Here is a 25,545-nt window from a genome sequence, read left to right as displayed (position 1 = left end):
ACCACCGCAGTGCGTGAGCGCTTTTCCGACAGTGAGTCCTTCGCCCGTATCCGCCCCAAGGGCGGCAAGGGCGGCAACCGCACCACCCACCACGACGACGCCGCCTTCGACGAGGCGTTCGCCGACTACACCGCGCGCTTCTGGCCGGAGGCGTCCGAGGACGTACCCGCTGACGGCGACGGCGCCCCCGACGGGCCTCCCCAGGGGGACCGCTGGTCCACCTGGGACGTCTCGACGCCGACCGAGAAGGGGCCCGAGCCGCGCCCCGACTGGGTGGTGACCGATCTCGCCGCCGTCGACACCGAGTTGGGCATCGTGAAGACCGGCAAGGAGGCCGATGTCTTCCTGCTGGAGCGCGGCGTGCCGGGCGGTGGCCGCAGCACTTTGATGGCGGCCAAGCGTTACCGCGACGGCCAGCACCGGCTGTTCCACCGTGACTCCGGCTATCTGGAGGGCCGTGCGCACAAGGAGTCGCGGATCAGCCGCGCGACGGAGAAGCGCACGGCCTTCGGCAAGGAGGCCATCGCCGGCCAGTGGGCCGCCGCCGAGTTCGCGGCGCTGTCCCGGCTCTGGCTGGCGGGCGCGGCCGTGCCGTACCCGGTCCAGATCGTCGGCACCGAGATCCTGATGGAGTTCATCGGCGACCGGTCCGGCGCGGCCGCCCCGAGGCTGGCCCAGACCCGGCCGCAGGGCGCGGAGTTGGACGACCTGTGGGAGCAGCTGGGCCGCAGCCTGTCGCTGCTCGCCCGGGACGGCTACGCGCACGGGGACCTGTCCGCGTACAACATCCTGGTCCACGAGGGCCGGTTGGTGATCATCGACGTCCCGCAGATCGTCGACGTCATCGCCAACCCGCGCGGGCGGTCCTTCCTGGAGCGCGATGTGCGCAACGTCGGGGCCTGGTTCGTCTCCCAGGGGCTTGCGGCGCGGCGCGTCGAGGAGTTGACCCGGGAGCTCGCCTTCGACGCCCGTCTCGACTGAGCGCTCAGGCCGGGGTGGGCCGCAGGAGCAGGACGGCGAAGCCGTCGGTGCCGCGCCGCTCGCGCAGCCAGTGGTTGCGGTGGGCGGTGGCGGCCTCCAGCGCCGGGGCGGCGTCCGGGTCGTCGGGGTGGTCGAGGGCCCAGGCGGCGAGTGAGCCGGCCCTGGACCACTCGTAGTCGTCCAGTTCCTGCCGGGTGCTGGTGTGCCCGTGGACCGGGACCCAGCCGTCGGCGGTGATCTGCTCGACGAGGGTGGCCAGGCCGTGCGGGGTACTCCCGTCGTAGCCCTCGCCGATCAGCACGGCGCCGCCCGGGGCCAGGAGGGCGCGGGCGGCCGCGAGGGCGGGCAGCAGTCCGCCGAAGGCCGGCGCGACACCGATGCCGAGCACCAGGTCGTACGGGTGCGGGGCGATGAAGTCCGCCGGCGCGCTGTGGTGCAGGCCCAGCCGCCGGGCCACCCCGAGCTGCTCGGCCGTCTGCTGGGCCCTGGTCAGGCCGGACGCCTCTGGGCCGACGCCGTCGCCGGTGACGCCGGGGCGGCCGGCCAGTGCGCGCAGCAGCCAGACGGCCTCGCCGCAGCCGAGGTCCAACAGGCGCTCGTTCCCACGGGGGAGGGCGCGGGCCAGTAGCTCGGCCACCGTCGCGTCGCTCAGCGGGGCGGCGATGGGGTGGTGGGCGTGGGCGCGGTGGGAGGTCAGGTGACGGTCCATCGTTGAAGCGTCCCAGCCGGCCGGCCGGGACGCAGCGGATTGCGGCGTCCGGGTTTCACTGATTCACCGTCATGCGGGGTCGAGGAAAGCGGCATGGAGATCGCGCCGATGCATACCGAGCCGTTCGTAGAGGCGGATCGCGGCCGGGTTGTCCTCGTCCACCATGAGCGCGGCGCGTCCGCAGCGCCGCAGCATGGTGTCGAGCAGCAGTCGGCAGGCGGCCGCGGCGTGTCCGCGGCCGCGCCCGTGGACGGGGTGGGCGGCGACGCCGGCCAGGAAGCCGACCTCGGGGGCGCTCCAGGCGTCGGCGGCGAGCGCGGTGAGCCGGCCGGTCTCGTCACGGACTCCGGCCCAGGAGCGGCTGCCGGGCAGCAGCGGGTGGGCGTAGGAGCCGGGGAAGACCTCGTCGAGGAGGGCGGCGGCCTCGGGAAGTTCGGTTGTGGAGAGCAGTCGGGCGAGCGGCGGGACGCCAGAGGCGTCCGGGTCGGCCGGCCCGGCGGCGCGCAGTTCCATCCAGCGGAACGGGCTGGCCCGGCGCAGGCCGGGGACCGCCGTGACCAGGTCGTCGATCAGCGCGCTGTCGCCGACCGGGCGCAGGCTGGGGCCGAACTCCGCCAGCGCGTGTCGGACCAGTCGGGCGGCAGGCCCGGCGGGTCCGCGAACGGCCAGCCGGTCGCGCCCGGAGAGCCCGGGGGAGGCCACCGCGACCGCGTCCTGCTGGGCCCAGGCCCGCACGCCGGGGGCGAGGCCCTGGGCGGCCCAGAGCAGGAGGCCGTCGTTCTCGGCGGCCTCGTCCAGGTCGGGGACGGTGTGGAGTTCGCGCACCCGGCGATTGTGGCAGGACATGCCGAAGGGGTGGCACCGCAGTCGCGGTGCCACCCCTTCGGGGCGGGCTCAGGCCTCCGGCAGCGCGTCCAGGCCGTTCTGCACCATCGCGGCCAGGCGGTCCAGCGCGGCCTCGGCGCCCTCGGCGTCGGCGGTGAGCACGACCTCCTCGCCGCCCTGGGCGCCGAGCGCCAGCAGGCCGAGCATGGAGGCGGCGTTGACGGGGGTGCCGCCGGCCTTGGCGATGGTGACGGGCACGCCGACGGCACCGACCGCGCGGACGAAGACCGAGGCGGGACGGGCGTGCAGGCCCTCGGGCCAACCGATGGTGACGCGGCGCTCAGCCATGAGACGTGCCTTTCAGGTGGAGCTGCTGGAGCTGTGTTGTCTAGACCATTCTGGCACGGGTGCGGAGGAACCTGGCCCGGCCGGGCGCCGACCGGCCCGCCGCCCGATAGCCTGGCGGTTGTGGACGACCCCCAGACCTCGGCCGCCGCCGCACCGGGCAACGCGATACCGCGCGGCGCCGCGCCGGGCGACGCGCACAGCTACCCCCGGCACTGGGAGGCCGACGTCCTGCTGCGGGACGGCGGCACCGCGCGGATCCGCCCGATCACCCCGGCCGACGCCGACCGGCTGGTGGAGTTCTACGCGCTGGTCTCCGACCAGTCGAAGTACTTCCGCTTCTTCGCCCCCTACCCCCGGCTCTCCGCCAAGGACGTCCGGCGCTTCACCCACCACGACTATGTCAACCGGGTCGGCCTGGCCGTCGTGGTGCGCGACCGCTTCATCGCCACCGTCCGCTACGACCGGATCGACGCCGCCGGCCGTCCCTCCGAGAGCGGTACCGACGCCGAGGTGGCCTTCCTGGTCCAGGACGCCCACCAGGGCCGCGGGGTCGCCTCCGCGCTGCTGGAGCATATCGGCGCGGTCGCCCAGGAGCGCGGCATCCGGCGCTTCGTCGCCGAGGTGCTGCCGGAGAACCGCAAGATGGCCAAGGTCTTCACCGACGCCGGCTACGTCCAGCAGCGCAGCTTCGCCGACGGCGTGCTGCACCTCGAACTCGACCTCGAACCCACCGCCGCCTCGCTCGCGGTCATGCGCGCCCGCGAGCACCGCGCGGAGGCCCGGTCCGTCCAGCGGCTGCTGACTCCGCGCTCGGTCGCGGTGGTCGGCGTCTCGCGCACCGAGCGGTCGGCCGGCCGGGCGCTGCTGCGCGACCTGACCGGCAGCGGGTTCCGGGGCGAGGTGTACGCGGTGAACAGCGCGGCTCCGCCCGGCACCGTGCTGGACGGCGTGCCGGTGTGCGCCTCGCTCATGGAGATCCCCGGACCGGTCGACCTGGCGATCATCGCCGTGCCCGTCGCGGCGGTCCCGGCGGTGGTCGCCGAGTGCGGCGCGCACGGGGTGCAGGGCCTGGTGGTGGTGACCGCCGGGTATGCCGAGACCGGGCCCGAGGGCCGGGACCGTCAGCGCGCCCTGGTCCGCCAGGCCCGTGCGGCCGGCATGCGGGTGATCGGCCCCAACGCGTTCGGCCTGATCAACACCGACCCGGAACACCGGCTGAACGCCTCGCTGGCCCCGGCGCTGCCCGCGGCGGGCCGGTTCGGGCTGTTCTGCCAGTCCGGCGCGATCGGTGTCGCCCTGCTGGAGGCCGCGCACCGCCGGGGCCTGGGCGTCTCGTCCTTCGCCTCGGTCGGCAACCGCGCCGACGTCTCGGGCAACGACCTGCTCCAGTACTGGGAGGAGGACCCGGCCACCGACGTGGTGCTGCTCTACCTGGAGTCGTTCGGCAACCCGCGCAAGTTCACCCGGATCGCCCGCCGGCTGGCCTCCGCCAAGCCGGTCGTGGTGGTCAAGGGCGCCCGGCACACCGGCAGCCTGCCGCCCGGCCACGCCATTCCGTCCATCGCCTCCGGCCTGCGCGACGCCACCGTCGACGCGCTCTTCCAGCAGGCCGGCGTGGTGCGGGTGGAGACCATCACCGAGCTCTTCGACGCCGGCGAGCTGCTGGCCCACCAGCCGCTGCCGTCCGGCGACCGGGTGGCGGTGGTCGGCAACTCCGACTCGCTGGGCCTGCTCACCTACGACGCCTGCCTCAGCGCGGGCCTTCGCCCGCGCACCCCGGTGGACCTGACCACCGCCGCCACCGGCGACAACTTCCGGATCGCCCTGGAGACCGCGCTCGGCGACCCCGGCGTGGACGCGGTGATCGCGGTGGCGATCCCGCCGATCTCCGGAGCCGTCCCGGGCGACCAGCCGCTGCCCGGCACCGACCCGGAGATCGGCGAGGCGCTGTTGGCCGCCGCGAGCACCGCGCAGCGGCGTGGCAAGCCGCTGCTGCTGACCCATCTGACCCTCACCGGCCTGCCCGCCCGGCTGCGCACCGACGAGCACACCGTGCCGACCTATCCGGCGCCCGAACGCGCGGTGAGCGCCCTGGCGCACGCCGTGCGCTACGGCGCCTGGCGGCGCACCACCGAGGCCGCCGAGGAGACCGCCCGGGTGCCCGAGCTGGACCGGATCGACGAGGCCGCCGCCCGCCGCCTGGTCGAGCAGCACCACGTGGGAGGCCGGACCACCCTCCCCGACCGGGACGCGGCCGCCCTGCTGGCCTGCTACGGCATCGACGTCCAGCCCACATTGCCCGCCCCGGACGAGGCACGGGCGGTGCTGGCCGCAACCGAGCTCGGCTACCCGGTCGCGCTCAAGGCCACCGCCGGCCACCTGCGCCACCGGCCGGACCTCGGCAGCGTCCGGCTCGACCTGACCGGCGAGCCGGGCCTGCGCCGCGCGCACCGCGAGCTGGACGCGCTGCTCGGCGGCGCGGCCCAGGCCGAGCTGGTGGTGCAGCGGCTGGCTCCGCGCGGGGTGGACACCGTGATCGCCGCCACCGTCGACCCGGCGGTCGGCGCGATCCTGTCCTTCGGCCTGGCCGGCGCCCCCGCCGAACTGCTCGGCGACCTGGCGCACCGGCTGGTCCCGGCCACCGACCTGGAGGTCGCCGCCCTGGTCCGGGAGGTCCGGGCGGCGCCGCTGCTGTTCGGCTGGCGGGGCGCCGATCCGGTGGACACCGACGCGTTGGAGGAGCTGCTGCTGCGGGTCTCCCGGCTGGTCGACGACCTGCCCGAAGTGGCCTCGGTGGACCTGGAGCCGGTGGTGGTGGCCCCGCACGGCCTGACCGTCCTGGGGGCCCGGGTGCGGATCGCCCCGCTGCCGGTCCGCAGTGATCTGGGCCCGCGCAGCATGAGCACCCTGTAGCCTTCCTGGGTTGCGCCCGCTCGGGCCACGTCCGGTGCAGCCGGCCGCCCGAGACGTACGGCGCAGTCCAGCCCGCTCCGTCGGCGGGACATGCCAGGATGGAGTTATGGCGAAGACCGGTACCACCACCACGCAGGACCTGCGCTCGGCGATCGAGCGCAGCGGCTACTACCCCGCGTTGGTGTCCGAGGCCGTGGAGTCCGCGGTGGGCCCCGAGCCGATCAGCTCCTACCTGGTCCACCAGGAGACCACCTTCGACGCCAACGAGGTGCGTCGGCATGTCACCGTGCTGGTGCTGACCGCCACCAGGTTCGTGGTCAGCCACACCGACGAGCAGGCCGCCGACGCGACCAGCCCGGTGCCCTACGCCACGACCTCCACCGAGTGCGTGCGCCTGGACCGGATCGGTTCGGTCGTGCTCAGCCGCATGGTCGCCAACCCGGAGACGTACACCCCGGGCACGCTGCCGCGCGAGGTGGTGCTCACCATCGGCTGGGGAGCGGTCCAGCGGATCGACCTGGAGCCGGCCGGCTGCTCGGACCCGAACTGTGAGGCCGACCACGGCTACACCGGTTCGGCCACCGCCGACGACCTGTCCCTGCGGGTCAGCGAGGCGGGCGACGGACCGGAGACTGTCGCCCAGGCCCTGGTCTTCGCCCGGGCGCTGTCCGAGGCCACCATCAGCACCCGCTCCTGAGGCCCGGCACCCCACGATGTCCTACACCCCTCCCTCGGACCACGACGCCTTCGAGCTTCTCGTCCCCGCCGACGCGCCCGTCCCCCGCTACGGCACCGGCTCGCTCTGCGACCTGCTGCCCTCGGTGGCGGCCGGCCTCGGCGTCCCCGGTTTCACCAGCACGCTGCCGATCGAACCCGCCGACCGGGTCTGCGTCTTCCTGGTCGACGGCATGGGCTGGGAGCTGATCAAGCGCCACCCCGAGTACGCGCCCTTCCTGACCTCGCTGCTGCCCAGCTCGCTCGGCCGCACCGCCCGGCCGCTCACCGCGGGCTTCCCCTCCACCACCGCGACCTCGCTGGCCTCGGTCGGCACCGGTCTGCCGCCCGGCCTGCACGGCCTGGCGGGCTACACGGTGGCGATCCCGGGGCGCAACCAGCTGATGAACCAGCTGCGTTGGCAGCCGCCGGTGGAGCCGCGCGAGTGGCAGCCGTACCCGACGGTCTTCGAGCGGGTGCACGCGGCCGGGGTGACGGCCAGTCAGGTCTCCTCCCCGCTCTTCGCGCAGACCCCGCTCACCCAGGTCGCGCTCTCCGGCGGCCACTTCCTCGGCCGCACCACCGGCGAGGAGCGGATGGACCTGGCAGCCCGCCAACTGGCCGCCGCCGACCGCACGCTGGTCTACACGTACGTCAGCGAGCTGGACGGGATGGGCCACCGCTACGGCGTCGACTCCGACGAGTGGCGGATGATGCTCAACACCGTCGACCGGCTCGCCCAGCGGCTCGCCGAGCAACTGCCGCCGCGCTCGGCGCTGTACGTCACCGCCGACCACGGCATGATCGACATCGCGCCGGAGGACCGGATCGACTTCGACGACGACTGGGAGCTGAGCGCCGGCGTCGCCCTGCTCGGCGGCGAGGCCCGCGCCCGGCACGTCTACGCCGTCCCGGGCGCGGCCGCCGACGTGCGGATGGTCTGGAGCGAGGTGCTCGGGGACCGCATGTGGGTCGCCGGCCGGGACGAGGCGATAGCGGCCGGCTGGTTCGGCCCGTCCGTCGACGACCGGGTCTACCACCGGATCGGCGACGTGGTCGCGGCGGCCCGTGACGACGTCGCGGTGATCGCTTCACGCAGCGAGCCGGGGGAGTCCGCGATGACCGGGCTGCACGGGTCGATGACCCCGGTCGAGCAGTTCGTGCCCTTGCTCGAAGTCCGCGGCTGATCACCCCCATCCCGAAAGGCCCACGCTCCACCCATGGCTGACCTGGTGTTCTTCTCCGGCACGATGGACTGCGGCAAGTCGACGCTGGCGCTGCAGATGAACCACAACCACGCCGCGCGCGGCCGACAGGGCATCATCTTCGCCCGCCACGACCGCGCCGGCGCCTCCACCATCTCCAGCCGGCTCGGCCTGCGGGCCGAGGCGGTCGAGGTGACCGAGGGCTTCGACTTCCACCTCTACGTCGTGCAACTGCTCTCGGCGGGCGGCCGGGTGGACTACCTGATCTGCGACGAGGCGAACTTCTACACCGCGGCCCAGGTCGACCAGCTCGCCCGGGTGGTCGACGAACTGGGCATCGACGTCTTCACGTTCGGGATCACCACCGACTTCCGCACCCGGCTCTTCCCCGGTTCGCAGCGGCTCGTCGAGCTCGCCGACCGGGTGGAGATCCTCCAGGTCGAGGCGCTCTGCTGGTGCGGCGCCCGGGCCACCCACAACGCCCGCACGGTCGGCGGGGTGATGGTGGTCGAGGGGCCGCAGGTGGTGGTCGGCGACGTCGCGGTCAGCGAGGACGAGGTCGGCTACGAGGTGCTCTGCCGCCGTCATCACCGCCGCCGGCTCACCGCCGCCACCGCCCGCGCGGCCGCCCTCTCCCCGGACGTGCTCCCCTTCGAGGGCTGACAGCGCGCCGGTTACGGCAGCCTGACCACCGAGAACCGGCCGCCCTCCGGATCGGCCAGCCGGGCCACCCGCCCGTACGGGGTGTCGTAGGGCGCCACCAGCAGGCTGCCGCCCAGTGCCAGCGCCTGGTGCACGGTCAGATCGACGTCCGCGACCGCGAAGTAGACCCGCCAGCGCGGCGGACCGTCCCGCAGGTCGCCGGTCTGCCGGATGCCGGCCACCCGGTGCCCGTCCACCTGGAGGGTGGCCTCCTCGTCCCCGCGGGCCAGCGCCGACGGGTCCGCCTCGACCACCGCGCGGCCCAGCACCGAGCCGTAGAAGGCGGCAGCCAGCGGCTCGTCGTTGGTGACCAGTTCGCTCCAGACCGGCGCGCCCGGCTCGCCGACCACCTCCCAGCCGAGGTGCTCGCGGCCCTCCCAGAGCCCGAAGAAGGCTCCCGAGAGGTCCGCGGCGACGGCGAGGCGTCCGGCCGGCCCGGACCGCAGCGGCCCGACCGCCACCGTTCCGCCGCACTCGCGCACCCGCTGCGAGACGTCGTCGGCGCTGTCCACCGCGAAGTACGTGGTCCACTCGGTGGGCAGTGCCGTGTCGGCCGGGGCCACCCCGATCCCGGCGACCTTGGCGCCGTGCAGGCTGGCCCGGACGTAGGCGCCGAGTTCGGCGGGTCCCGGGGTGAAACTCCAGTCCAGCAGCGGACCGTAGAAGGCCTTGGCGCCCTCCAGGTCATGGACCATCAGGCTCACCCAGCAGGGTGTGCCCTGCGCCACCCGGACCTTCACCGCAGTCATCACAGGCCTCCTCGCGGGGGCACCCGGCCCGGCGGCGCGGGCCCCAGGCCCAGATGCTCCCATTCCTCGTGCACGACACACCGCAGGACCGCGCTGACGCCACGGCAAAGACCGTACAAAGAGCGTTCCGCACCCCGATGCGACCGTCGCAGGCGGCAGAATGACCCGCATGGACAAGACTTCTCCGTTGATCTCCGTCGACGAGCTGGTGCGGGCGCTGGCCGGTCCGCTGCCGCCGGTGCTGCTGGACATCCGCTGGCAGCTGGGCGGCCCGGCCGGCATCGAGGACTACGAGGTGGGCCACCTGCCGCAGGCCCACTTCCTGGAGCTGGACCGCGTGCTGGCCGCCCCGGCCGTCCAGGTGGGCGTCGGCGGGCGCCACCCGCTGCCGGACCCGGAGGAGTTCGGCGCCGCGCTGCGCCGGGCCGGGGTCGGCGCGGACCGTCCGGTGGTGGTCTACGACGCGAACACGTCGATGGCGGCGGCCCGGGCCTGGTGGCTGCTGCGCTGGGCCGGCCACCGCGACGTCCGGGTGCTGGACGGCGGCCTGGCCGCCTGGCTGGCGGCCGGACAGCCGCAGACCACCGAGGTTCCGCCGCCGGGAGACGGTGACTTCAAGCCGGTCCCCGGGCAGCTGCCGACGCTGGACGCCGAGCAGGCGGCCGAGCTGGCGCGCGGCGGCCTCCTGCTGGACGCCCGGGCCGGCGAGCGCTACCGCGGCGAGACCGAGCCGATCGACCCGCGGGCCGGGCACATCCCCGGCGCGGTCAGCGCGCCGACCAACGAGAACCTCGGTCCGGACGGGCGCTTCCGGCCCGCCGCCGAGCTGGCGGAGCGGTTCCGCGCGCTGGGCGCGGACGGGCAGGCGGTGGGCGTCTACTGCGGCTCGGGGGTGACGGCGGCGCACCAGGCGCTGGCCCTGGAGCTGGCGGGGCGTCAGGCCTCGCTGTACCCGGGCTCCTGGAGCGAGTGGTCCCGCGACCCGGCCAGGCCGGTCGCCACGGGAGCCGAGCGCGGCTGAGCGGGAGCGCCGGCCGGCAGCACGAAGAGGGGCCCTCACCCGGGGCCCCTCTTCGCTACTCCTGCTTCTTGCGGCGGCTGCCGAAGACGATCTCGTCCCAGCTGGGCACCGTGGCCCGGCGGCCCGGACGCACGCCGTCCGCCTCGGCCTGCCGGTCGGTGGTGCCGACCAGCCGCTCCCGGTGCGGTGCGACCGCCCGGGGCATCAGGATGTCCGCGTAGGCCGAGCCCGCGCCGACGGCCGGTGCCACGGCGGCGGCCGGCTCCTCGACCAACTGCTCGTCCTCGACCGGCGGCGCGGCCTCGATCGCCGACGGGCCGACCGCGAGGTCGCCCCGGAAGGCCGGGACCACATCCAGCAGGCTGGTCAGCGAATCCCGGGCGTCGGCGGTGGCGGCCGTGGCCGTCGCCTCGCGGGCCACGATCCGCTCGGGCGGCGGGGACATGATCCGGTCGGCCGAGGGACGCTCGATCATCGGGCGCATCGGACGGTCGTGCGGGAGCCGGGCGATCCGCGGGATGAACGGGAAGACCGAGTCCTCCTCGCGCTCGACGTTCTCGCCGATCAGCGCGCGGGCCTCGTCGTCGATCGGCTGGACCAGCCGCCGGGGCGGGTCGTACGTCCAGCTCGCGGAGCGGCCCTCGTCGTCGGCCCGGTAGGAGAGGACGACCTCCCAGGTACCGTCGTCGCGCCGCCAGGAGTCCCAGCGCTCGGCGTCCTTCTCGGCGCCACGCAGCACCAGCCGCTCGGCGACGGCCTCGCCCAGCTGCGGTCCGGTGCTCTCGCCGTGCCGACGGATCGGGGTCTTGCGGGCCCGCTCGGCCATGAAGGCGCGCTCGGCGAGCACCGGACCCTCGAAGCGGCGGACCCGGTCCACCGAGATCCCGGCGGCCTGGGCGACCTCCTCGGCGGAGGCGCCGGCTCGTATCCGCGCCTGGATGTCACGGGGGCGGAGGTGGCTCTCCACCTCGATCTCGATCTGGCCCAGGCGTGGCCGGTCACCACGGATGGCGGCGCGCAGCCGCTCGTCGATGGGGAGGGTGAACTCCGTGCTGTCGGCAGCCTTGAGGACCAGCCGTGTGCCGTCATTGCTGACAGCCACGACGCGCAGTTCGGGCACGGTTACCTCCCGGGTGGTGCCTGCCGACGTCACCTGCGTCGCTGCTCCCGTACTGAGTGTGGCCTGCCCACTGGCGACTTGCCACAACCTTGCAGAGTTCTCCGGCGTGTCGGACTTCCGTCCGATCACACCGCTGTGGCACGGTTGCCTGTTCGCCGCGTCGTCTGGTGACGCCGCGCCTCGGGTCCCGGCCGTACCCCGCACGTGGATGTGGAGCGACGGTTCGGGTCGAGCGCCGCCGTGCGTGCCTGGACCGAGGTTGTCCGTACTGCCGTGTTGACGGGCAGTCGACAGGATGACCGAGGGCTCAGGCTCCACGAACAGTACTCCATTCGTGGCATCCAGAGGGGCGGCTCGCCGCTCAAGTCTCCCGCGATTCACGGGAATCTCAAGACTGCGGACTCCGATGGCGGACCGCCGATCAGTTGACGGTGATCATCTTCACATATATCGACTGCAAGGTGGTGGATTTTCGACCCTTGTGTCCTTCTTTGTGCAAGATGGTTGGACTTATCTGATTGATGGACCAATTGTGCGAGAAGTTGAGGGAGGGGCGCGGATGCCGCAGCAGAACGGGCGGGCGGTCGCCGAGGGAGGGGCCGAGCCCGGTGACGGCAAGGCCGGCGACGCGGCCCAGGGGACGAAGCGGATCGACCTGAGCGTCGCCCAGGTCGCGGCGAGTGCGCTGGCCGCGGTGGTCGGCGCGGTGCTCGCCTCCGAGCTCGGGGTCTACGGCACGATCATCGGAGCGGCGGTGGTCAGCATCGGCGCGACCACCGGGGGCGCGGTCTTCCAGCACGTCTTCCGGCACACCGGCCGGCAGCTGCGCGAGGTCACCGACCGCGCGGCCGGGCCGAGCGTCAACGCGCTGACCCAGGTCCCGCTGCGGGACACCGCGCCGATCCCGGCCGCCTGGCTCCCGCAGGGCGCGCCGGGAGCGAACGGCGAGTGGAACGACTCCCCGGTGCTCAAGGCCCGTCGGCGCTGGACCTGGAAGACCTACGCGGCGGTCTCGGCGCTGGTCTTCGGGCTGGCGATGGTGCCGATCGTGGGCGTCGAGCTGGCCTGGGGGAAGAGCGTGCACTCCATGACCTCCGGCCAGGACGGGGGCGGCACCTCGCTCTTCCCCAGCGACAGCCGCAAGCCGGACCGTGCGCCGGTGCAGCCACCGGCCGGCCGGGAGAGTCCGGACGCGCCGGCCACCCCACGCTCCTCGGCGAGCGCGGGGGCGAGCGCCGGAGCCTCCGATCCCGCCGCACCCTCCTCGACGCCCTCCCCGGACGCCTCGCGCTCCTCCGGCGCGCCGAGCAGCGGCTCCGCGAGCCCGTCGGCGACCCCGACCCCGACTGCCACGCCGACCCCGACGCCCCCGGAGCGGTCGGCGGCCTCGCCCGGTGCGGTGCCGCCGACCACGGTGGGGGCGGGCGCCGGGGCGGGTGCCGGGTCCGTGCCGCCGTCCCCGTGAGCTACTTCCCGAGGACGCGCCGCAGGTAGTCGTTGGCGAACCGGCGCTCCGGGTCCACCCGGTCACGCAGCGCCGTGAAGTCGGCGAAGTGCGGATAGACGCCTGACAGGTAGTCGGCGTCCCGGGTGTGCAGCTTGCCCCAGTGCGGACGGCCCTGGTGAGCGGTCATCAGCTGCTCGACCGCGGTGAAGTAGCCCTGCTCGGCGGTGCCCCGGTAGAGGTGGACGGCGATGTAGACGCTGTCCCGGCCGCTCGCGGTGGAGAGCCACAGGTCGTCGGCGGGCGCGGTGCGCACCTCCACCGGGAAGCTGATCCGCCAGCGCGAGCGCTCGACCAGCGCCTTCAGCTCGCGCAGCACGGTGACCGCCGCCTCGCGCGGCACCGCGTACTCCATCTCGGTGAAGCGCACCCGGCGCGGGCTGGTGAACACCTTGTACGCGGTGTCGGTGTACGTCCGCTCCGACCAGGCCCGGCTGGCGACGGCGGCGATCGCCGGAATGCTCGCCGGGACGGCCCGGCCGACCCGGCAGGCGCCCTCCCAGACCGTGTTGGAGAGGAAGTCGTCGTCCAGCCAGGCCTTGAACCCGGGCAGCGGCGCGGCCGGTCCCCGGGAGCGGTTGTTGCGCTTGGTGCTGCACCGGTCGGTGTGCGGGAACCAGTAGAACTCGAAGTGCTCGTTGACCGCCGTCAGGTCGTCGAAGTCCGCGATCACCCGGTCGAAGGTCATCGGCTGCTCGTGGGCGGTCAGCAGGAAGGCCGGCTCGACGCCGAAGGTCAGCGCGCTCACCAGGCCCAGCGCGCCCAGGCCCAGCCGGGCGCCCTGGAACAGCTCGGGCTCCTCGGTGGGTGAGCAGTGCCGGACACTGCCGTCCGCGAGCACGATCTCCACGGCCCGGATCTGCGCGGAGAGCGAGGCCGAGTCGCGCCCGGTGCCGTGGGTGCCGGTGCTGGTCGCCCCGGCGACGGTCTGCACCTCGATGTCGCCCATGTTGGTCAGCGACAGGCCGGCGGTCGCCAGCAGCCGGTTGAGCCGGGAGATCGGCACACCGGACTCCACCGTGACGGTGCCGGCCGCACTGTCCAGCTCGCGGACCGCGGTCAGGCCGTCCGGGCGGACCAGCACCCCGTCGCCGGCCGAGGCGATCGCGGTGAAGGAGTGTCCGGACCCGACGGCCTTGACCGTCCGTCCGTCCTCGGCGGCCTGCCGGACCACGGCGGCCAGCTCGTCGGGCGAGGACGGCGTGACCACCTGGCGGGGATCGGCACTCTGGTTGCCCGCCCAGTTGCTCCAGCGGCCGGGGGTCGTGGTGGGGGGCATGCGGGGGCCTCCTGCTCAGAGCGCTACCAGTGGGTAGGGAGCCTAATCACCAGCCCGGCGCGGGTAAATGGCTCCTGCGCGTCCCCTTCGGTCACCCGTGGCCGACCGGCACGGCCTCGGTCGGCGTCGCCTCGGCGTCCGTCCGCAGCCAGCGGCCGCCGGCCAGCGCGGTCAGCGCGGCGAACACCCCGCCGGCCACCGGCACCCAGTACCCGGTGGCCGCGCCCGCGTGGTCCACCACCAGGCCGGCCAGCGAGGACCCCAGCGCCACGCCCATCGCGAGCCCGGTCGTCGTCCAGGTCATCCCCTCGGTCAGCTGGGCGGCCGGGACCAGCCGCTCGACCAGGCCCATCGCCGTGATCATGGTCGGGGATATCGAGAGCCCGGCCACGAAGAGCGCGCCACCGAGTGCGACCAGCCCGGCCACCCCGGTGCACCAGGAGGCCACCAGCACCAGCGGCACCATGCTGACCGCCATCAGCGAGACCCCGACGCGGAACCGCTGGCCGAGCGTGCCGGGCAGCTTCAGGGCGCCGAAGGCCACCCCGGCCAGTCCCGAGCCGAGCGCGTAGACGGCCAGCACCAGGCTGGAGACGGCGGTGTGCCCCTGCTCCTGGGCGAAGGCCACGGTGACCACCTCGACCGCGCCGAAGATCGCACCGGTCGCCACGAAGGTCAGCACCAGCACCCGCAGCCCGGCCGAGCGGATCGCCGACGTGCCCGACTGCCCGGCCGCCGGGTGCACCGGCGGCTCGGTCCGGCGCTGCGCGGTGAACAGCACCACGCCGACGGCGAGGAAGAGCACCGCCAGCAGCAGCCCGGCCTCCGGGAAGACCGAGGTGGCCAGGCCGATCGCCAGGATCGGGCCGACGATGAAGCAGATCTCGTCGACCACCGCCTCCAGCGAGTACGCGGTGTGCAGCTTGGCCGCGTCCTCGCGGTACAGGTGCGCCCAGCGGGCTCGCACCATCGCGCCGGTGCTGGGCATGCAGCCCATCCCGGCCGCGCAGACGAAGAGCACCCAGTCCGGCGCGCCGAAGTGCGCGCTCAGCAGCAGGGCCATCGCCGCGAGCACCGTCAGCACGGTGGCGGGCCGCGCGACCCGGCGCTGGCCGAGCCGGTCCACCAGCCGGGAGACCTGCGGCCCGAGCACGGCGGCGGAGACCGCCACGGTCGCCGAGACCGCGCCCGCGACGCCGTACGAACCGCGCAGCTCGGCGAGCATGGTGACGATGCCGATCCCGGTCATCGAGATCGGCAGCCGGGAGACGAATCCGGTGGTGGAGAAGGCCAGACTGCCCGGCGCGGCGAATATCTGACGGTAGCTGGACAGCACGGTGGCTCCGGGTGGTAAGGAACGTTGATCCTCTACATAGCTTACGAAGCTTGGCAAACCGGAGCCCCGGCCCGTCCCCGCGTGGCCCGGCCCGCGGCGGGCCGGTGCGCAGTGGCAGGATCGGTGCCATGTCCGACGCGCAGACCCTCATCGACCCTGCCCCCTACGACGCGCTGCTGCTGCTCTCCTTCGGCGGCCCGGAGGCACCCGAGGACGTGGTGCCGTTCCTGGAGAACGTCACCCGCGGCCGGGGCATCCCGAAGGAACGGCTGGCCGAGGTGGGCAAGCACTACTTCCTGTTCGGCGGCGTCAGCCCGATCAACGCGCAGAACCGCGAGCTGCTCGCCGCGCTGCGCGAGGACTTCGCCGCGCACGGCCTGTGCCTGCCGGTCTACTGGGGCAACCGGAACTGGGCGCCCTACCTGATCGACACCCTGCGCGAGATGGCGAACGACGGCCACCGCCGGATCGCCGTCCTGGCCACCAGCGCGTACGCGGGGTACTCCGGCTGCCGCCAGTACCGCGAGAACCTCGCCGACGCGCTCGCCCGGCTGGCCGAGGAAGGGCTGCCGACGCTGACCGTCGACAAGCTCCGGCACTTCTACAACCACCCCGGCTTCGTCCGCCCGATGATCGACGCCACCCTCGCCGCGCTCGCCGAGCTGCCCGCCGACACCCGCGACGGCGCCCGGCTGGCCTTCACCACCCACTCGATCCCGCTCTCGATGGCCGAGTCCTCCGGCGCGCCGGACGACCCCGCCCGTGGTACGCCGGGCGGGGCCTACGTCGCCCAGCACCTGGAGGTCGCCCGGCTGGTCGCCGAGGCCGTCGCCGAGGCGACCGGTGTCGCGGACCGGCCGTGGGAGCTGGTCTTCCAGAGCCGCAGCGGCGCCCCGCACATCCCGTGGCTGGAACCCGACATCTGCGACCACCTGGACGCGCTGCACGCGGACGGCGCGAGCGCCGCCGTGATGATCCCGATCGGTTTCGTCTCGGACCACATGGAGGTCAAGTACGACCTCGACACCGAGGCCGCCGACCACGCCGCGAAGCTCGGCCTCCCGGTGGCCCGCGCCGCGACCGTCGGCGCCGACCCGCGCTTCACGGCCGCGGTGCGCGGGCTCCTGCTGGAGCGGGCGGCGGTCGAGCGCGGCTCGGCGGTCGAACGCTGCGCGCTGGGAGCGTTCGGCGCCAGCCACGACGTCTGCGCCGTCGCCTGCTGCCCCAACCCGCGGGCTCCGCGACCCGCCGCCGCGCAGGTCTCCTGAGACCCGGCTTCCCCGCCGCCCGTCCCCGCCGCCCGTCATCCGACCCGGAGGACCACCGTGCCCGACCAAGCCGTGCCCGACCAAGACCTGCTGGACGAGCTGCTCGTCGTCGCCCTGGAGGCCGCCCGGCAAGCCGGCGAACTGTTGCGCGACGGCCGCCCCGCCGACCTCGGCGTGGCGGCCGTCAAGAGCAGCCCGGTCGACGTCGTCACCGAGATGGACCTCGCCTCCGAGAAGCTGATCGTCGAGCTGATCGCCGCCCGCCGCCCGCTGGACGGGTACCTCGGCGAGGAGGGCACCGAGCGGGTCGGCCGCAGCGGCGTCCGGTGGATCGTCGACCCGCTCGACGGGACCGTCAACTACCTCTACGGACTCCCCGGCTGGGCGGTGAGCGTGGCCGCCGAGCTGGACGGGCAGACCGTGGTCGGCGTGGTCGCGGCACCGGCCCGCCGCGAGACGTTCCAGGCGGTGCTGGGCCGCGGCGCGTTGCTGGACGGCCGCCCGATCTCGGTCCGTCCGGCGCCGCCGTGGGGGCAGGCGCTGATCGGTACCGGCTTCAACTACGTCCAGTCCGCGCGGGTACACCAGGCGGACGTACTACGGCAGTTGATGCCCGAGCTGCGCGACATCCGGCGCGGCGGCGCGGCGGCGATCGACCTCTGCGACGTCGCGGCCGGCCGGCTGGACGGCTACTACGAGCGCGGCCTGGCCCCCTGGGACCACGCCGCCGGGGCGCTGATCGCCCGCGAGGCGGGCGCGCTGACCGGCGGCCGCCCGGGTGATCCCGTCTCCCGCGAGCTCACCGTCGCGGCGCCGCCCGGCGTCTTCGAGCTGCTGCAGGACCGCCTGGAGACCCTCGGCGCCTGGCACGACTAGGACCAGGTACGGGAGCTCGCAGCAGACGCACCGAGCCCCGGCGCAGTGGGTCGCGCCGGGGCTCGGGACGTGTCGGGGGCCGGTTCACCGGCCCGGAGGGGGGTGAGGACCGGACCGGGAGGGCTGTGGTCACCCGGTCCGGAGCGCCGGTCAGGCGCTACGGGGCAGAGCAGGCACCAGGTCGACGCCGTGGTCGGCGGCGAGACGGCGAAGGTCGTCGATCTCGGACTGCTCCACTTCGGCCAGGAACTCGTCCCCTGACTCGAGAGCGCGGTGCAGATCCTGCTCGGCGTTCTGAATACGCTGCAGAATTCCGGCGGTGAAGGCGTCCATGCGGCAGGCCCCCTTGCTGTGTCGGACGTGCACGGTCGAGCGTTCTCCGGCTTGGGGAGGTGCGATGTCCTTCGGTTGCGCCCGACCGGTCGGCTGGCCCCGGTACGGCGCTGCTGCGGCCTCGGGCCGCTCCGTGAACTGCGATCCCCCGACCGGTGCGGATGAAACGCGCGGCGGGTGGGTGCGATCGACCTACGGCGTGATCGCGGGTGTGCAATCGTCCTCCCCAGCCACATACCGGGGAAACCTCATCCGGGCGAGAAAGTTGCCTTTGTCACAATCCGCGCCCTGGAGCCGGTGGATCCGGAATCCGCTCCGCCGGGCCCGGCGGAAGGCGAGGGGAGGCGTCGAGTGCCCCCTCTTACCGGTGCTTTACGCACGCACCAGGCAGGATGGAGGAACCGTCGGAGTCGTAGGCCCGAGCAACGGGACCTCCGGATCCCGCCGTGCGTGCCCCGATCCGGTGCCCGGGTCCGCAGGCCCGCCCGGGCCGTCGCGGTGGGCCGGGAGAGAGCGGATCGGGCAGGGCCGCGGCAGCCGCCGGCGACCGCCCGCGCCAGAGAAGGGAAACCGCTGTGCGGGTACTTGTCGTCGAGGACGAGCAGCTGCTCGCCGAAGCCGTCGCCACCGGCCTGCGCCGCGAGGCCATGGCGGTCGACGTGGTGTACGACGGCGAGGCCGCCCTCCAGCGGATCGCGGTCAACGACTACGACGTCGTGGTCCTCGACCGCGACCTGCCCCTGGTGCACGGCGACGACGTCTGCCGCAGCGTCGTCGAGCAGGGCCTGGCCACCCGGGTGATCATGCTGACCGCCTCCGGCGACATCAGCGACCGGGTGGAGGGGCTGGAGATCGGCGCCGACGACTACCTGCCCAAGCCGTTCGCCTTCAGCGAGCTCGTCGCCCGGGTCCGGGCGCTGGGCCGCCGCTCGACGGCTCCGCTGCCGCCCGTCCTGGAACGGGCCGGCATCACGCTGGACCCGGGTCGCCGCGAGGTGCTGCGTGACTCCAGGCCCGTCCAGCTCGCGCCCAAGGAGTTCGCCGTCCTGGAGGTCCTGATGCGGGCCGGCGGGGCCGTGGTCTCCGCCGAGCAGCTGCTGGAGAAGGCCTGGGACGAGCACACCGACCCGTTCACCAACGTGGTCCGGGTGACGGTGATGACGCTGCGGCGCAAGCTCGGCGACCCGGCCGTCATCGTCACCGTGCCGGGCTCCGGCTACCGGATCTGACCCCCCACCCCAACCCTCTCCACCCAAGGGGACGACACTCATGACCACCCCGCCCACCGCCGGCGGGGCCTCCGGCAGCGCCCGACCCGTGCCGCCGCGCCCCGACCGCCCGCCACACCCGGCCGGCCGGCCGCAGCCCGAGGCGTACCGGCCGGGCGACGGGCTGAGCTGGCTTCCGTTCCGCCCGACCATCAGGATCCGGCTCACGCTGCTCTACGGCGGGATGTTCCTGATGGCCGGGGTGCTGCTGTTGCTGCTGATGTACTTCTTCGTCCGGCAGGCGTTCCAACAGGCCACCCTGCCGAAGATCAACATCAGCCCGGACGTGGTGGTGCGCACCGCCGACGGTCAGCTGCTCACCGGCCCCCAGTTCAACGCCTACATCGACAGCATCCAGAACTCGCAGTCGCACACCGCGCTGGACACCCTGCTGCGCAAGTCGCTCACCGTCCTGGTGGCGCTCGCGCTGATCGCCTTCGCGGCCGGTTACGCGATGGCCGGCCGGGTGCTGCGCCCGTTGGGCCGGATCACCCGGACGGCCCGCGAGGTGGCCAGTTCCGACCTGCACCGCCGGATCGAACTGGACGGCCCGGACGACGAGCTCAAGGAGCTCGCCGACACCTTCGACGGGATGCTCGACCGGCTGGACCGCTCCTTCGACTCCCAGCGCCGGTTCGTGGCCAACGCCTCGCACGAGCTGCGCACTCCGTTGGCGATCAACCGGACCCTGCTGGAGGTGCAGCTCTCGGACCCGAACACCTCCGCCGACCTCCAACAGCTGGGCAAGACCCTGCTGGTCACCAACGAGCGCAGCGAACAGCTGGTGGAGGGCCTGCTGCTGCTGGCCCGCAGCGACAACGAGCTGACCGACCGCAGACCGGTCGAACTCTCCGAGGTGGCCCTGCGCGCGGTCGAACAGATCCGGTCGGAGGCGGCCAAGCGCGAGGTGGAGATCCGCTCGACGCTGACGCCGGCCACCGTCTCGGGCAACGGCGTGCTGCTGGAGCGGATCGCGCTGAACCTGCTGCAGAACGCGGTGCGCTATAACCTCCCGGACGGCTGGGTGGAGATCACCACCACGATCGGCCCGGGCGGGCTCGGCGAGCTGGTGGTCAGCAACACCGGCCCGGTGGTCCCCGGCTACGAGCTGGAGCACATCTTCGAGCCGTTCCGCCGGGTCAAGGGAGCCGACCGGACGCGCAGTGACAAGGGCGTCGGCCTGGGCCTCTCGATCGTCCGCTCGGTGATCCGGGCGCACGGCGGCTCCATCGAGGCGTCGACCCGTGCGGGCGGTGGACTGACCATGCGGGTGCGGATTCCCGGCGTCTGAAAACCGGGGGAGCCGGGCGGCGGAGCGCGGGTCGGCCGCCCGCCCGGCCCCGCCCCACCCGTTGCTCCCCGTCCCTGTCGGTCGCTGACCGTTGCTGCCCTGAGCCTGCCCCCGGAACGTACGAAGGGGCTGGCCAGGGCACTTGTCATTTGCGGTCCGAACAACTTACGGTGGCGTAACCTACGCATCCGTAAGTGCCCCGTCCCCTCAGGAGCCACCGTCGTGACCATCGCACCCGCCCAGCGCACCGGTTCGACCGCCTGGACCGATGCCCGACTGATCCTCGCCCTCGAAGAGGTGGTCGAGACCGAGCTCAACCGGCACCTCGCCATAGCCAAGGAATGGATGCCCCACGAGTACATCCCGTGGAGCCAGGGGCGGGACTTCGACGGGGTGCTCGGCGGTGAGGCCTGGGCGCTGGAGCAGTCCAAGGTCACCCCGCTCGGCCGGATCGCGCTGGTGGTCAACCTGCTGACCGAGGACAACCTCCCCAGCTACCACCACGAGATCGCCACCATGTTCGGTCGCGAGGGCGCCTGGGGGACCTGGGTGCACCGCTGGACGGCCGAGGAGGGCCGCCACGGCATCGCGCTGCGGGACTACCTGCTGGCGACCCGTGCGGTCGACCCGGTGGCCCTGGAGCGGGCTCGGATGGAGCACATGGGGGAGGGCTTCCAGTCCGACAACTCGCACAGCATGCTGCACTCGGTGGCCTATGTGGCCTTCCAGGAGCTCGCCACCCGGATCTCGCACCGCAACACCGGCCACTTCGCCGGCGACCCGCTCTGCGAGCAGCTGCTGGCGAAGATCGCCAACGACGAGAACCTGCACATGGTCTTCTACCGGAACCTGCTCAAGGCCGCCCTGGAGATCGCCCCGGACCTGGCCATGCAGGCCGTCCGCGACGTCGTCACCGACTTCCGGATGCCCGGTCACGGCATGCCCGGCTTCGAGCGCTCGGCGGCCCAGATCGCCATCGGCGGCATCTACAACCTGCGGATCCACCACGACGACGTGCTGCAGCCGGTGCTGCGCCACCTCAAGGTGATGGAGATCGGCGGCCTCGGCCCGGCCGGCCTGCAGGCCCAGCAGGAGCTCGGACTCTTCCTGGACGGTCTGGACGTCCAGGCCACCCGCTTCGACGAGCGGCAGGCCGCGCTGCTGGCCCGCCGAGCCGCCAACGCGGCCCGGAAGTAGCCTCGGCCGGGGCCGGCCGGTAGGCCGGTTCCGGCAGTTTCGTCCGAAAAATACCGCGACGTGACGAAGGTCACATCCAGCGGCCCTACCCGTTCGGATGATCTCGCAGAGTGATCGTCCTACGGCGGGTGATCATCGCGGAGCGTAGTCGTATCCGGTGGCGAGCGCTCCGCTCCGGCGGGCGCCGGGCGAGGCCCTCACCAGCGCGGAGGCGCTCTGGCGCACTGGCCCGACAGGGCGTACCATCACCTTCCGTATTCGGAACCGATGGGCCGATGAGCCCCAGCAGGCACGCTGCGCAAGCCCTCGAAAGGATGGTTCGATCACTCGATCGGGCCTGCCGCTGAGTGTCGATTGAGTAACAGGGCTTGAAGTAAGGCACAATCTCGGCCTCGGGTCGGGCACAACACCGGCCCCTCATGCGTTACGTGCGCTGGAGATACCGCACACACCCAGAGGGGGAGAGCGAACATGGCAACGGACTACGACACCCCGCGCAAGACCGATGACGACCTCAACGAGGACAGCATCGAGGAGCTCAAGGCACGTCGAAACGAGAAGTCGACCAGCTCGGTCGACATCGACGAGTTCGAAGCGGCTGAGGGCCTCGAACTGCCCGGCGCTGATCTGTCCAACGAGGAACTGTCCGTCAGGGTGCTGCCGCGCCAGGCCGACGAGTTCACCTGCATGAGCTGCTTCCTGGTGCACCACCGCAGCCAGCTGTACAGCGAGAAGAACGGCAACCCGATCTGCCGGGACTGCGGAGCCTGATCATCGGGCGGCAATGGTCCGGACCCGGTGGCCCTCGTGCGAGGCACAGTCACCGTCCCGGCACACCGCCCCGTCCGGGCCGGGTGACCGGCCCGGAGGCTGATCTCGCGACCGTCGCCGTACGGTCGCACACCGAAGGAAAAGGGACGGTCCGCTCTGCGGAACCGTCCCTTCGCCTTTTCCCCGGTGCCTGCCGGCGGCCCGGTCAGCCCTTCGCCTGCGCGATGGCGGCCGCCAGGCCGTCCGGGTCCCGGGTGGAGAGGTAGAGGTACGGCGTCGGGTCCGCCGGGTCGGTGACCTCCACCCGCAGCGCGGTGCGGACGTAGCTGCGCAGCAGCATGAAGGCCCGCGGATCCGCCTTCACCGACCGCCAGGCGACCGCCTCGTCGGCGTCGAGCGGCTCGGTCCGGCCGAGCGCGGTGAGCGGGATCCGGGCCTTTCCGGCCACCAGCGAGCCCTGCACCACCCGGATCCGGGCGGAGGCGTAGCTGCTGAGGCCCATCGCGCCGGCGACGATGCCCGCCACCAGGCCGATCAGGCCGGGGATCGGGCCGAAGCGAAGGAAGACCAGGCCGAACGAGAGGCCGGAGCCGACCGGAAGCAGCCACCAGGAGCGGGGTGCGGTGAGGCGTTCGTCGTACATGGCTCCCATTGTGAGCACGATTCATTCGCGGCTCGGCGCAGCCCCCCGGATCGGGCGAAGTGGACAGTCGGTGCGACGGTTCCTACCGGCCGGTAGGGTCGGCGACTGTGACCGGACCCCTTGCCTCCTCATCCGCTCCGCAGGGCTCTGCCTCGCCCGCCGAGCAGGACCACGTGCCGCTGCCGCCGAGCGCCCACCGCGCACCCACCACCCCGCCGGACGACGCCCTGATACCGGAACGCCATGCGCTCGCTCCGGCCCCCGGCACGGTGCTGAGCTCGCACTACTCGCACTGCTTCGGGTGCGGACCGCAGCAGAGCGGCGGGCTCCAGCTGGAGGCCCGGGCGGGGGAGGGCGTGGAGGTGACGTCCGAGTTCCTGGTCCGCCCGGCCCACCAGGGGGGACCAGGCCTGGCCCACGGCGGCCTGCTGGTCACGGCGATGGACGAGACGCTCGGCACGCTCAACTGGATGCTGCACACCGCTTCGGTCACCGGGCGGCTGGAGAGCGACTTCGTCCGGCCGGTGCCGGTCGACTCGCTGCTGCATATCCACGCCTGGGCGACCGGTGTGCACGGCCGGAAGATCTACTGCGCCGCCGAGGGCCGGATCGGCGGCCCTGACGGACCGGTCGCGATCCGGGCGCAGGCACTCTTCATCGAGGTGAAGCTGGAACACTTCACCACGCACGGTCGTCCCGAGGACATCAAGGCTGCCCTGGACGACCCTGCCCTGTTGATGCGCACCAGAGCCTTCGAGGTGAATCCGTGAGTACCACCGCCCGGCCCCAGATCGACGTCCTGATCCGGCGGCTCGACCCAGAACTTCCGCTGCCCTCGTACGCCCAGCCGGGCGACGCCGGCGCGGACCTCTGCGCCGCCGCCGACGCGGACCTGGAACCCGGCGAGCGCACGGTGATCCCGACCGGTATCGCCATCGCGTTGCCGGATGGTTACGCGGCGTTCGTCCACCCGCGTTCAGGACTGGCAGCTCGTTGCGGAGTTGCGCTCGTGAACGCCCCAGGGACGGTCGATGCCGGGTACCGTGGTGAGATCAAGGTGATCGTCGTCAACCTGGATCCGCGCGAGCGGGTCAGCTTCCGCCGTGGGGACCGTATCGCTCAGCTGGTGATCCAGCAGGTCGAGAAGGCCCGCTTCCACGAGGTGGCCGAACTGCCCGGGTCTGCACGAGCCGAAGGCGGGTTCGGGTCGACCGGTGGCCATGCCGCGGTCCAGTAGGCCGCAGCCGCTCAGCTATTCGCATCGGTCTTGGACCGGGAAGGACAGTGACCGTGTTCCGTCGTCGCCACAAGAGCGAGGACGCTGTCGAGCCGCTCGCCGAGGACGCCATCAGCGCCGACGAGACGGCCGATGACGTCGAAGGTTCCGCCGACTCCGAGAGCGAGCCGCTGACCGACGCCGAGGAGCTGGAGGTGGACCCGGCCGACCGCGTCGGGCTGCCGCCGGCCCCCCGCCCGGACGGTCCGTGGGACCACTCCGAGCTGGAGAGCCCCGAGGAGGGCCGGGTCGACCTGGGCGGTCTGCTGGTCCCGGGCGTCGAGGGTATGGAGCTCCGGGTGGAGGTGGCCGGCGACGCGATCGTCGCCGCCACACTGGTGCTCGGCAACAGCGCCATTCAGCTGCAGGCCTTCGCCGCCCCGAAGTCCGAGGGCATCTGGGGCGAGGTCCGCGAGGAGATCGCCGGCGGCATCACCTCGCAGGGCGGACTGGTCGAGGAGGAGGAGGGCCCGCTGGGCTGGCACCTCCGCGCCCAGGTCCCGGTCCAGCTGCCCGACGGCACGCACGGCGTGCAGCTGGTCCGCTTCGTCGGCTGTGACGGCCCGCGCTGGTTCCTGCGCGGCGTCATCTCCGGCCAGGCCGCCGTGCAGCCGGAGTCCGCGAGCGTGCTGGAGCAGGTGTTCCGGCAGACCGTGGTCGTCCGGGGCGAGACGCCGATGGCTCCGCGCGACCCGATCGTGGCTCAAGCTGCCGGAGGACGCTCAGATGGTCGCGGACGGCGGCGTCGGCGCCCCCGAGGCCGAGGCCTCGCGTTTTGGTGACGCGACGCTGAGCCCGTTCGCGCGCGGCCCGGAGATCACCGAGGTCCGCTGAGTCACCGCCCTCGGCCCGGTCTTCCCTGCCTCCTCAGGAGGCTCGGAAGACCGGGCCCGAGGCGCTCTCGGAGCGGATTTGCCTGGGCGCCACGGGCCACGTACAGTTCCACGGTCGCGTCGTTGACCGGCCCAATCGGGCGGGTCGGCAGGAATATCCAGATGCGGCCGGCGGGAAAAGATGCTCAGGGAAACCTGATAGAGTCTGGAAGCGCCGAAGGGCAAGGAAGAAAAGAGAAACTCCGGTAAAACGGAGTGAAACTGATCTGATAAGCTTAGCGCAGAGAGCGAAACACTCGGAGAGCTTGCGAGAGCGGCTTGAAGACAGTGTCCGTTCCTTGAGAACTCAACAGCGTGCCAAAAGTCAACGCCAGATATGTTGA

The 25,545-nt window shown here is 73.0% G+C and carries 24 protein-coding genes and 1 pseudogene; 16 read left to right on the top strand and 9 right to left on the bottom strand.

Annotated elements, in window-relative coordinates:
* Positions 1-9: 9 nt before the first annotated feature.
* Positions 10-981: a serine protein kinase RIO gene (locus BS80_RS14350; RefSeq protein WP_035797616.1), complete on the top strand. Its 972-nt coding sequence runs from the start codon at positions 10-12 to the stop codon at positions 979-981.
* 4 nt (positions 982-985) lie between these two features.
* Here the strand turns inward: BS80_RS14350 and BS80_RS14345 are convergent, their stop codons facing one another.
* From BS80_RS14345 to BS80_RS14335, 3 genes are all read right to left on the bottom strand, one after another.
* Positions 986-1,690, bottom strand: coding sequence for an SAM-dependent methyltransferase (locus BS80_RS14345; RefSeq protein ID WP_035797614.1), 705 nt, complete (start codon positions 1,688-1,690; stop codon positions 986-988).
* Positions 1,691-1,759: 69 nt separating this feature from the next.
* Positions 1,760-2,515: a GNAT family N-acetyltransferase gene (locus BS80_RS14340; protein WP_035797612.1), complete on the bottom strand. Its 756-nt coding sequence runs from the start codon at positions 2,513-2,515 to the stop codon at positions 1,760-1,762.
* A gap of 69 nt (positions 2,516-2,584) precedes the next feature.
* The gene (locus BS80_RS14335; protein ID WP_035797611.1) at positions 2,585-2,863 is read right to left on the bottom strand and encodes an HPr family phosphocarrier protein; all 279 of its coding nucleotides are present in this window, start codon (positions 2,861-2,863) and stop codon (positions 2,585-2,587) included.
* Positions 2,864-3,028: 165 nt separating this feature from the next.
* On the opposite strand from BS80_RS14335, the gene BS80_RS14330 reads away from it, so the two are divergent.
* The 4 genes from BS80_RS14330 (at position 3,029) to BS80_RS14315 (ending at position 8,358) form a co-directional block, all read left to right on the top strand.
* Complete coding sequence (locus tag BS80_RS14330; RefSeq protein WP_035801156.1) at positions 3,029-5,776, top strand: bifunctional acetate--CoA ligase family protein/GNAT family N-acetyltransferase; 2,748 nt, start codon at positions 3,029-3,031, stop codon at positions 5,774-5,776.
* Between the two features lie 106 nt (positions 5,777-5,882).
* Positions 5,883-6,473, top strand: coding sequence for a DUF5998 family protein (locus BS80_RS14325; RefSeq protein ID WP_035797609.1), 591 nt, complete (start codon positions 5,883-5,885; stop codon positions 6,471-6,473).
* A gap of 16 nt (positions 6,474-6,489) precedes the next feature.
* Positions 6,490-7,677, top strand: coding sequence for an alkaline phosphatase family protein (locus BS80_RS14320; protein ID WP_035797608.1), 1,188 nt, complete (start codon positions 6,490-6,492; stop codon positions 7,675-7,677).
* Between the two features lie 33 nt (positions 7,678-7,710).
* The gene (locus tag BS80_RS14315; RefSeq protein ID WP_035797606.1) at positions 7,711-8,358 is read left to right on the top strand and encodes a thymidine kinase; all 648 of its coding nucleotides are present in this window, start codon (positions 7,711-7,713) and stop codon (positions 8,356-8,358) included.
* 11 nt (positions 8,359-8,369) lie between these two features.
* Here the strand turns inward: BS80_RS14315 and BS80_RS14310 are convergent, their stop codons facing one another.
* Positions 8,370-9,146 carry a VOC family protein gene (locus tag BS80_RS14310; RefSeq protein ID WP_035797605.1) on the bottom strand — a complete coding sequence of 259 codons (777 nt, stop codon included), beginning with the start codon at positions 9,144-9,146 and terminating at the stop codon, positions 8,370-8,372.
* Between the two features lie 169 nt (positions 9,147-9,315).
* Between BS80_RS14310 and BS80_RS14305 the strand changes: the two genes are divergently transcribed.
* Entirely contained in the window at positions 9,316-10,167 is an 852-nt protein-coding gene (locus BS80_RS14305) for a sulfurtransferase (RefSeq protein ID WP_035797604.1), read from the top strand.
* A gap of 55 nt (positions 10,168-10,222) precedes the next feature.
* Here BS80_RS14305 and sepH read toward each other — a convergent pair whose 3' ends face one another.
* Positions 10,223-11,320: a septation protein SepH gene (gene sepH, locus BS80_RS14300; RefSeq protein ID WP_083974712.1), complete on the bottom strand. Its 1,098-nt coding sequence runs from the start codon at positions 11,318-11,320 to the stop codon at positions 10,223-10,225.
* Positions 11,321-11,846: 526 nt separating this feature from the next.
* Here sepH and BS80_RS14295 point away from each other — a divergent pair.
* Entirely contained in the window at positions 11,847-12,752 is a 906-nt protein-coding gene (locus tag BS80_RS14295; protein WP_051966620.1) for a hypothetical protein, read from the top strand.
* Position 12,753: 1 nt separating this feature from the next.
* Here the strand turns inward: BS80_RS14295 and BS80_RS14290 are convergent, their stop codons facing one another.
* Together BS80_RS14290 and BS80_RS14285 are read right to left on the bottom strand one after the other, a co-directional pair.
* Positions 12,754-14,070 carry a D-arabinono-1,4-lactone oxidase gene (locus BS80_RS14290; protein WP_035797602.1) on the bottom strand — a complete coding sequence of 439 codons (1,317 nt, stop codon included), beginning with the start codon at positions 14,068-14,070 and terminating at the stop codon, positions 12,754-12,756.
* Positions 14,071-14,161: 91 nt separating this feature from the next.
* Entirely contained in the window at positions 14,162-15,406 is a 1,245-nt protein-coding gene (locus BS80_RS14285; RefSeq protein ID WP_051966619.1) for an MFS transporter, read from the bottom strand.
* Between the two features lie 128 nt (positions 15,407-15,534).
* Here BS80_RS14285 and BS80_RS14280 point away from each other — a divergent pair, with 128 nt between their 5' ends.
* The gene (locus BS80_RS14280; protein ID WP_035797601.1) at positions 15,535-16,674 is read left to right on the top strand and encodes a ferrochelatase; all 1,140 of its coding nucleotides are present in this window, start codon (positions 15,535-15,537) and stop codon (positions 16,672-16,674) included.
* A 57-nt stretch (positions 16,675-16,731) separates the two neighbouring features.
* On the top strand, positions 16,732-17,550 hold the full coding sequence (locus BS80_RS14275) for an inositol monophosphatase family protein (protein WP_035797599.1): 819 nt from the start codon (positions 16,732-16,734) through the stop codon (positions 17,548-17,550).
* 150 nt (positions 17,551-17,700) lie between these two features.
* On the opposite strand, the gene BS80_RS14270 is transcribed toward BS80_RS14275, so the two are convergent.
* A complete protein-coding gene (locus BS80_RS14270) occupies positions 17,701-17,883 on the bottom strand; it encodes a hypothetical protein (RefSeq protein ID WP_035801146.1) in 183 nt (60 codons plus the stop codon).
* 575 nt (positions 17,884-18,458) lie between these two features.
* On the opposite strand from BS80_RS14270, the gene BS80_RS14265 reads away from it, so the two are divergent.
* The 4 genes from BS80_RS14265 to BS80_RS14250 all read left to right on the top strand — a co-directional run bounded on the left by BS80_RS14265 (position 18,459) and on the right by BS80_RS14250 (position 22,410).
* Entirely contained in the window at positions 18,459-19,112 is a 654-nt protein-coding gene (locus BS80_RS14265; protein ID WP_035797598.1) for a response regulator transcription factor, read from the top strand.
* Between the two features lie 40 nt (positions 19,113-19,152).
* A complete protein-coding gene (locus BS80_RS14260; protein WP_035797596.1) occupies positions 19,153-20,442 on the top strand; it encodes a sensor histidine kinase in 1,290 nt (429 codons plus the stop codon).
* A gap of 222 nt (positions 20,443-20,664) precedes the next feature.
* On the top strand, positions 20,665-21,639 hold the full coding sequence (locus BS80_RS14255) for an acyl-ACP desaturase (RefSeq protein WP_035797595.1): 975 nt from the start codon (positions 20,665-20,667) through the stop codon (positions 21,637-21,639).
* 471 nt (positions 21,640-22,110) lie between these two features.
* A complete protein-coding gene (locus BS80_RS14250) occupies positions 22,111-22,410 on the top strand; it encodes a DUF4193 domain-containing protein (RefSeq protein WP_035797594.1) in 300 nt (99 codons plus the stop codon).
* 205 nt (positions 22,411-22,615) lie between these two features.
* Here the strand turns inward: BS80_RS14250 and BS80_RS14245 are convergent, their stop codons facing one another.
* Positions 22,616-23,053, bottom strand: coding sequence for a DUF3093 domain-containing protein (locus BS80_RS14245; RefSeq protein ID WP_408607376.1), 438 nt, complete (start codon positions 23,051-23,053; stop codon positions 22,616-22,618).
* Between the two features lie 173 nt (positions 23,054-23,226).
* Here BS80_RS14245 and BS80_RS14240 point away from each other — a divergent pair, with 173 nt between their 5' ends.
* From BS80_RS14240 to BS80_RS14230, 3 genes and pseudogenes are all read left to right on the top strand, one after another.
* Entirely contained in the window at positions 23,227-23,823 is a 597-nt protein-coding gene (locus tag BS80_RS14240) for a PaaI family thioesterase (RefSeq protein ID WP_198045607.1), read from the top strand.
* Positions 23,820-24,290 (top strand): dUTP diphosphatase, encoded by a 471-nt coding sequence (gene dut / locus BS80_RS14235; RefSeq protein ID WP_035797591.1) that lies wholly within the window; start codon positions 23,820-23,822, stop codon positions 24,288-24,290. Before BS80_RS14240 ends, dut begins: the two co-directional genes overlap by 4 nt.
* A gap of 53 nt (positions 24,291-24,343) precedes the next feature.
* Positions 24,344-25,163 (top strand): annotated as a pseudogene (locus BS80_RS14230) (DUF3710 domain-containing protein).
* The last annotated feature ends 382 nt before the right edge of the window (positions 25,164-25,545 follow it).

Origin of the sequence: Kitasatospora mediocidica KCTC 9733, from assembly GCF_000744225.1 — a bacterium.
In the GTDB taxonomy this organism is placed as follows: Bacteria; Actinomycetota; Actinomycetes; order Streptomycetales; family Streptomycetaceae; genus Kitasatospora; species Kitasatospora mediocidica.
Note: the sequence above shows the minus strand (reverse complement) of the source record. Positions and strands in the feature narration are given on the sequence as shown.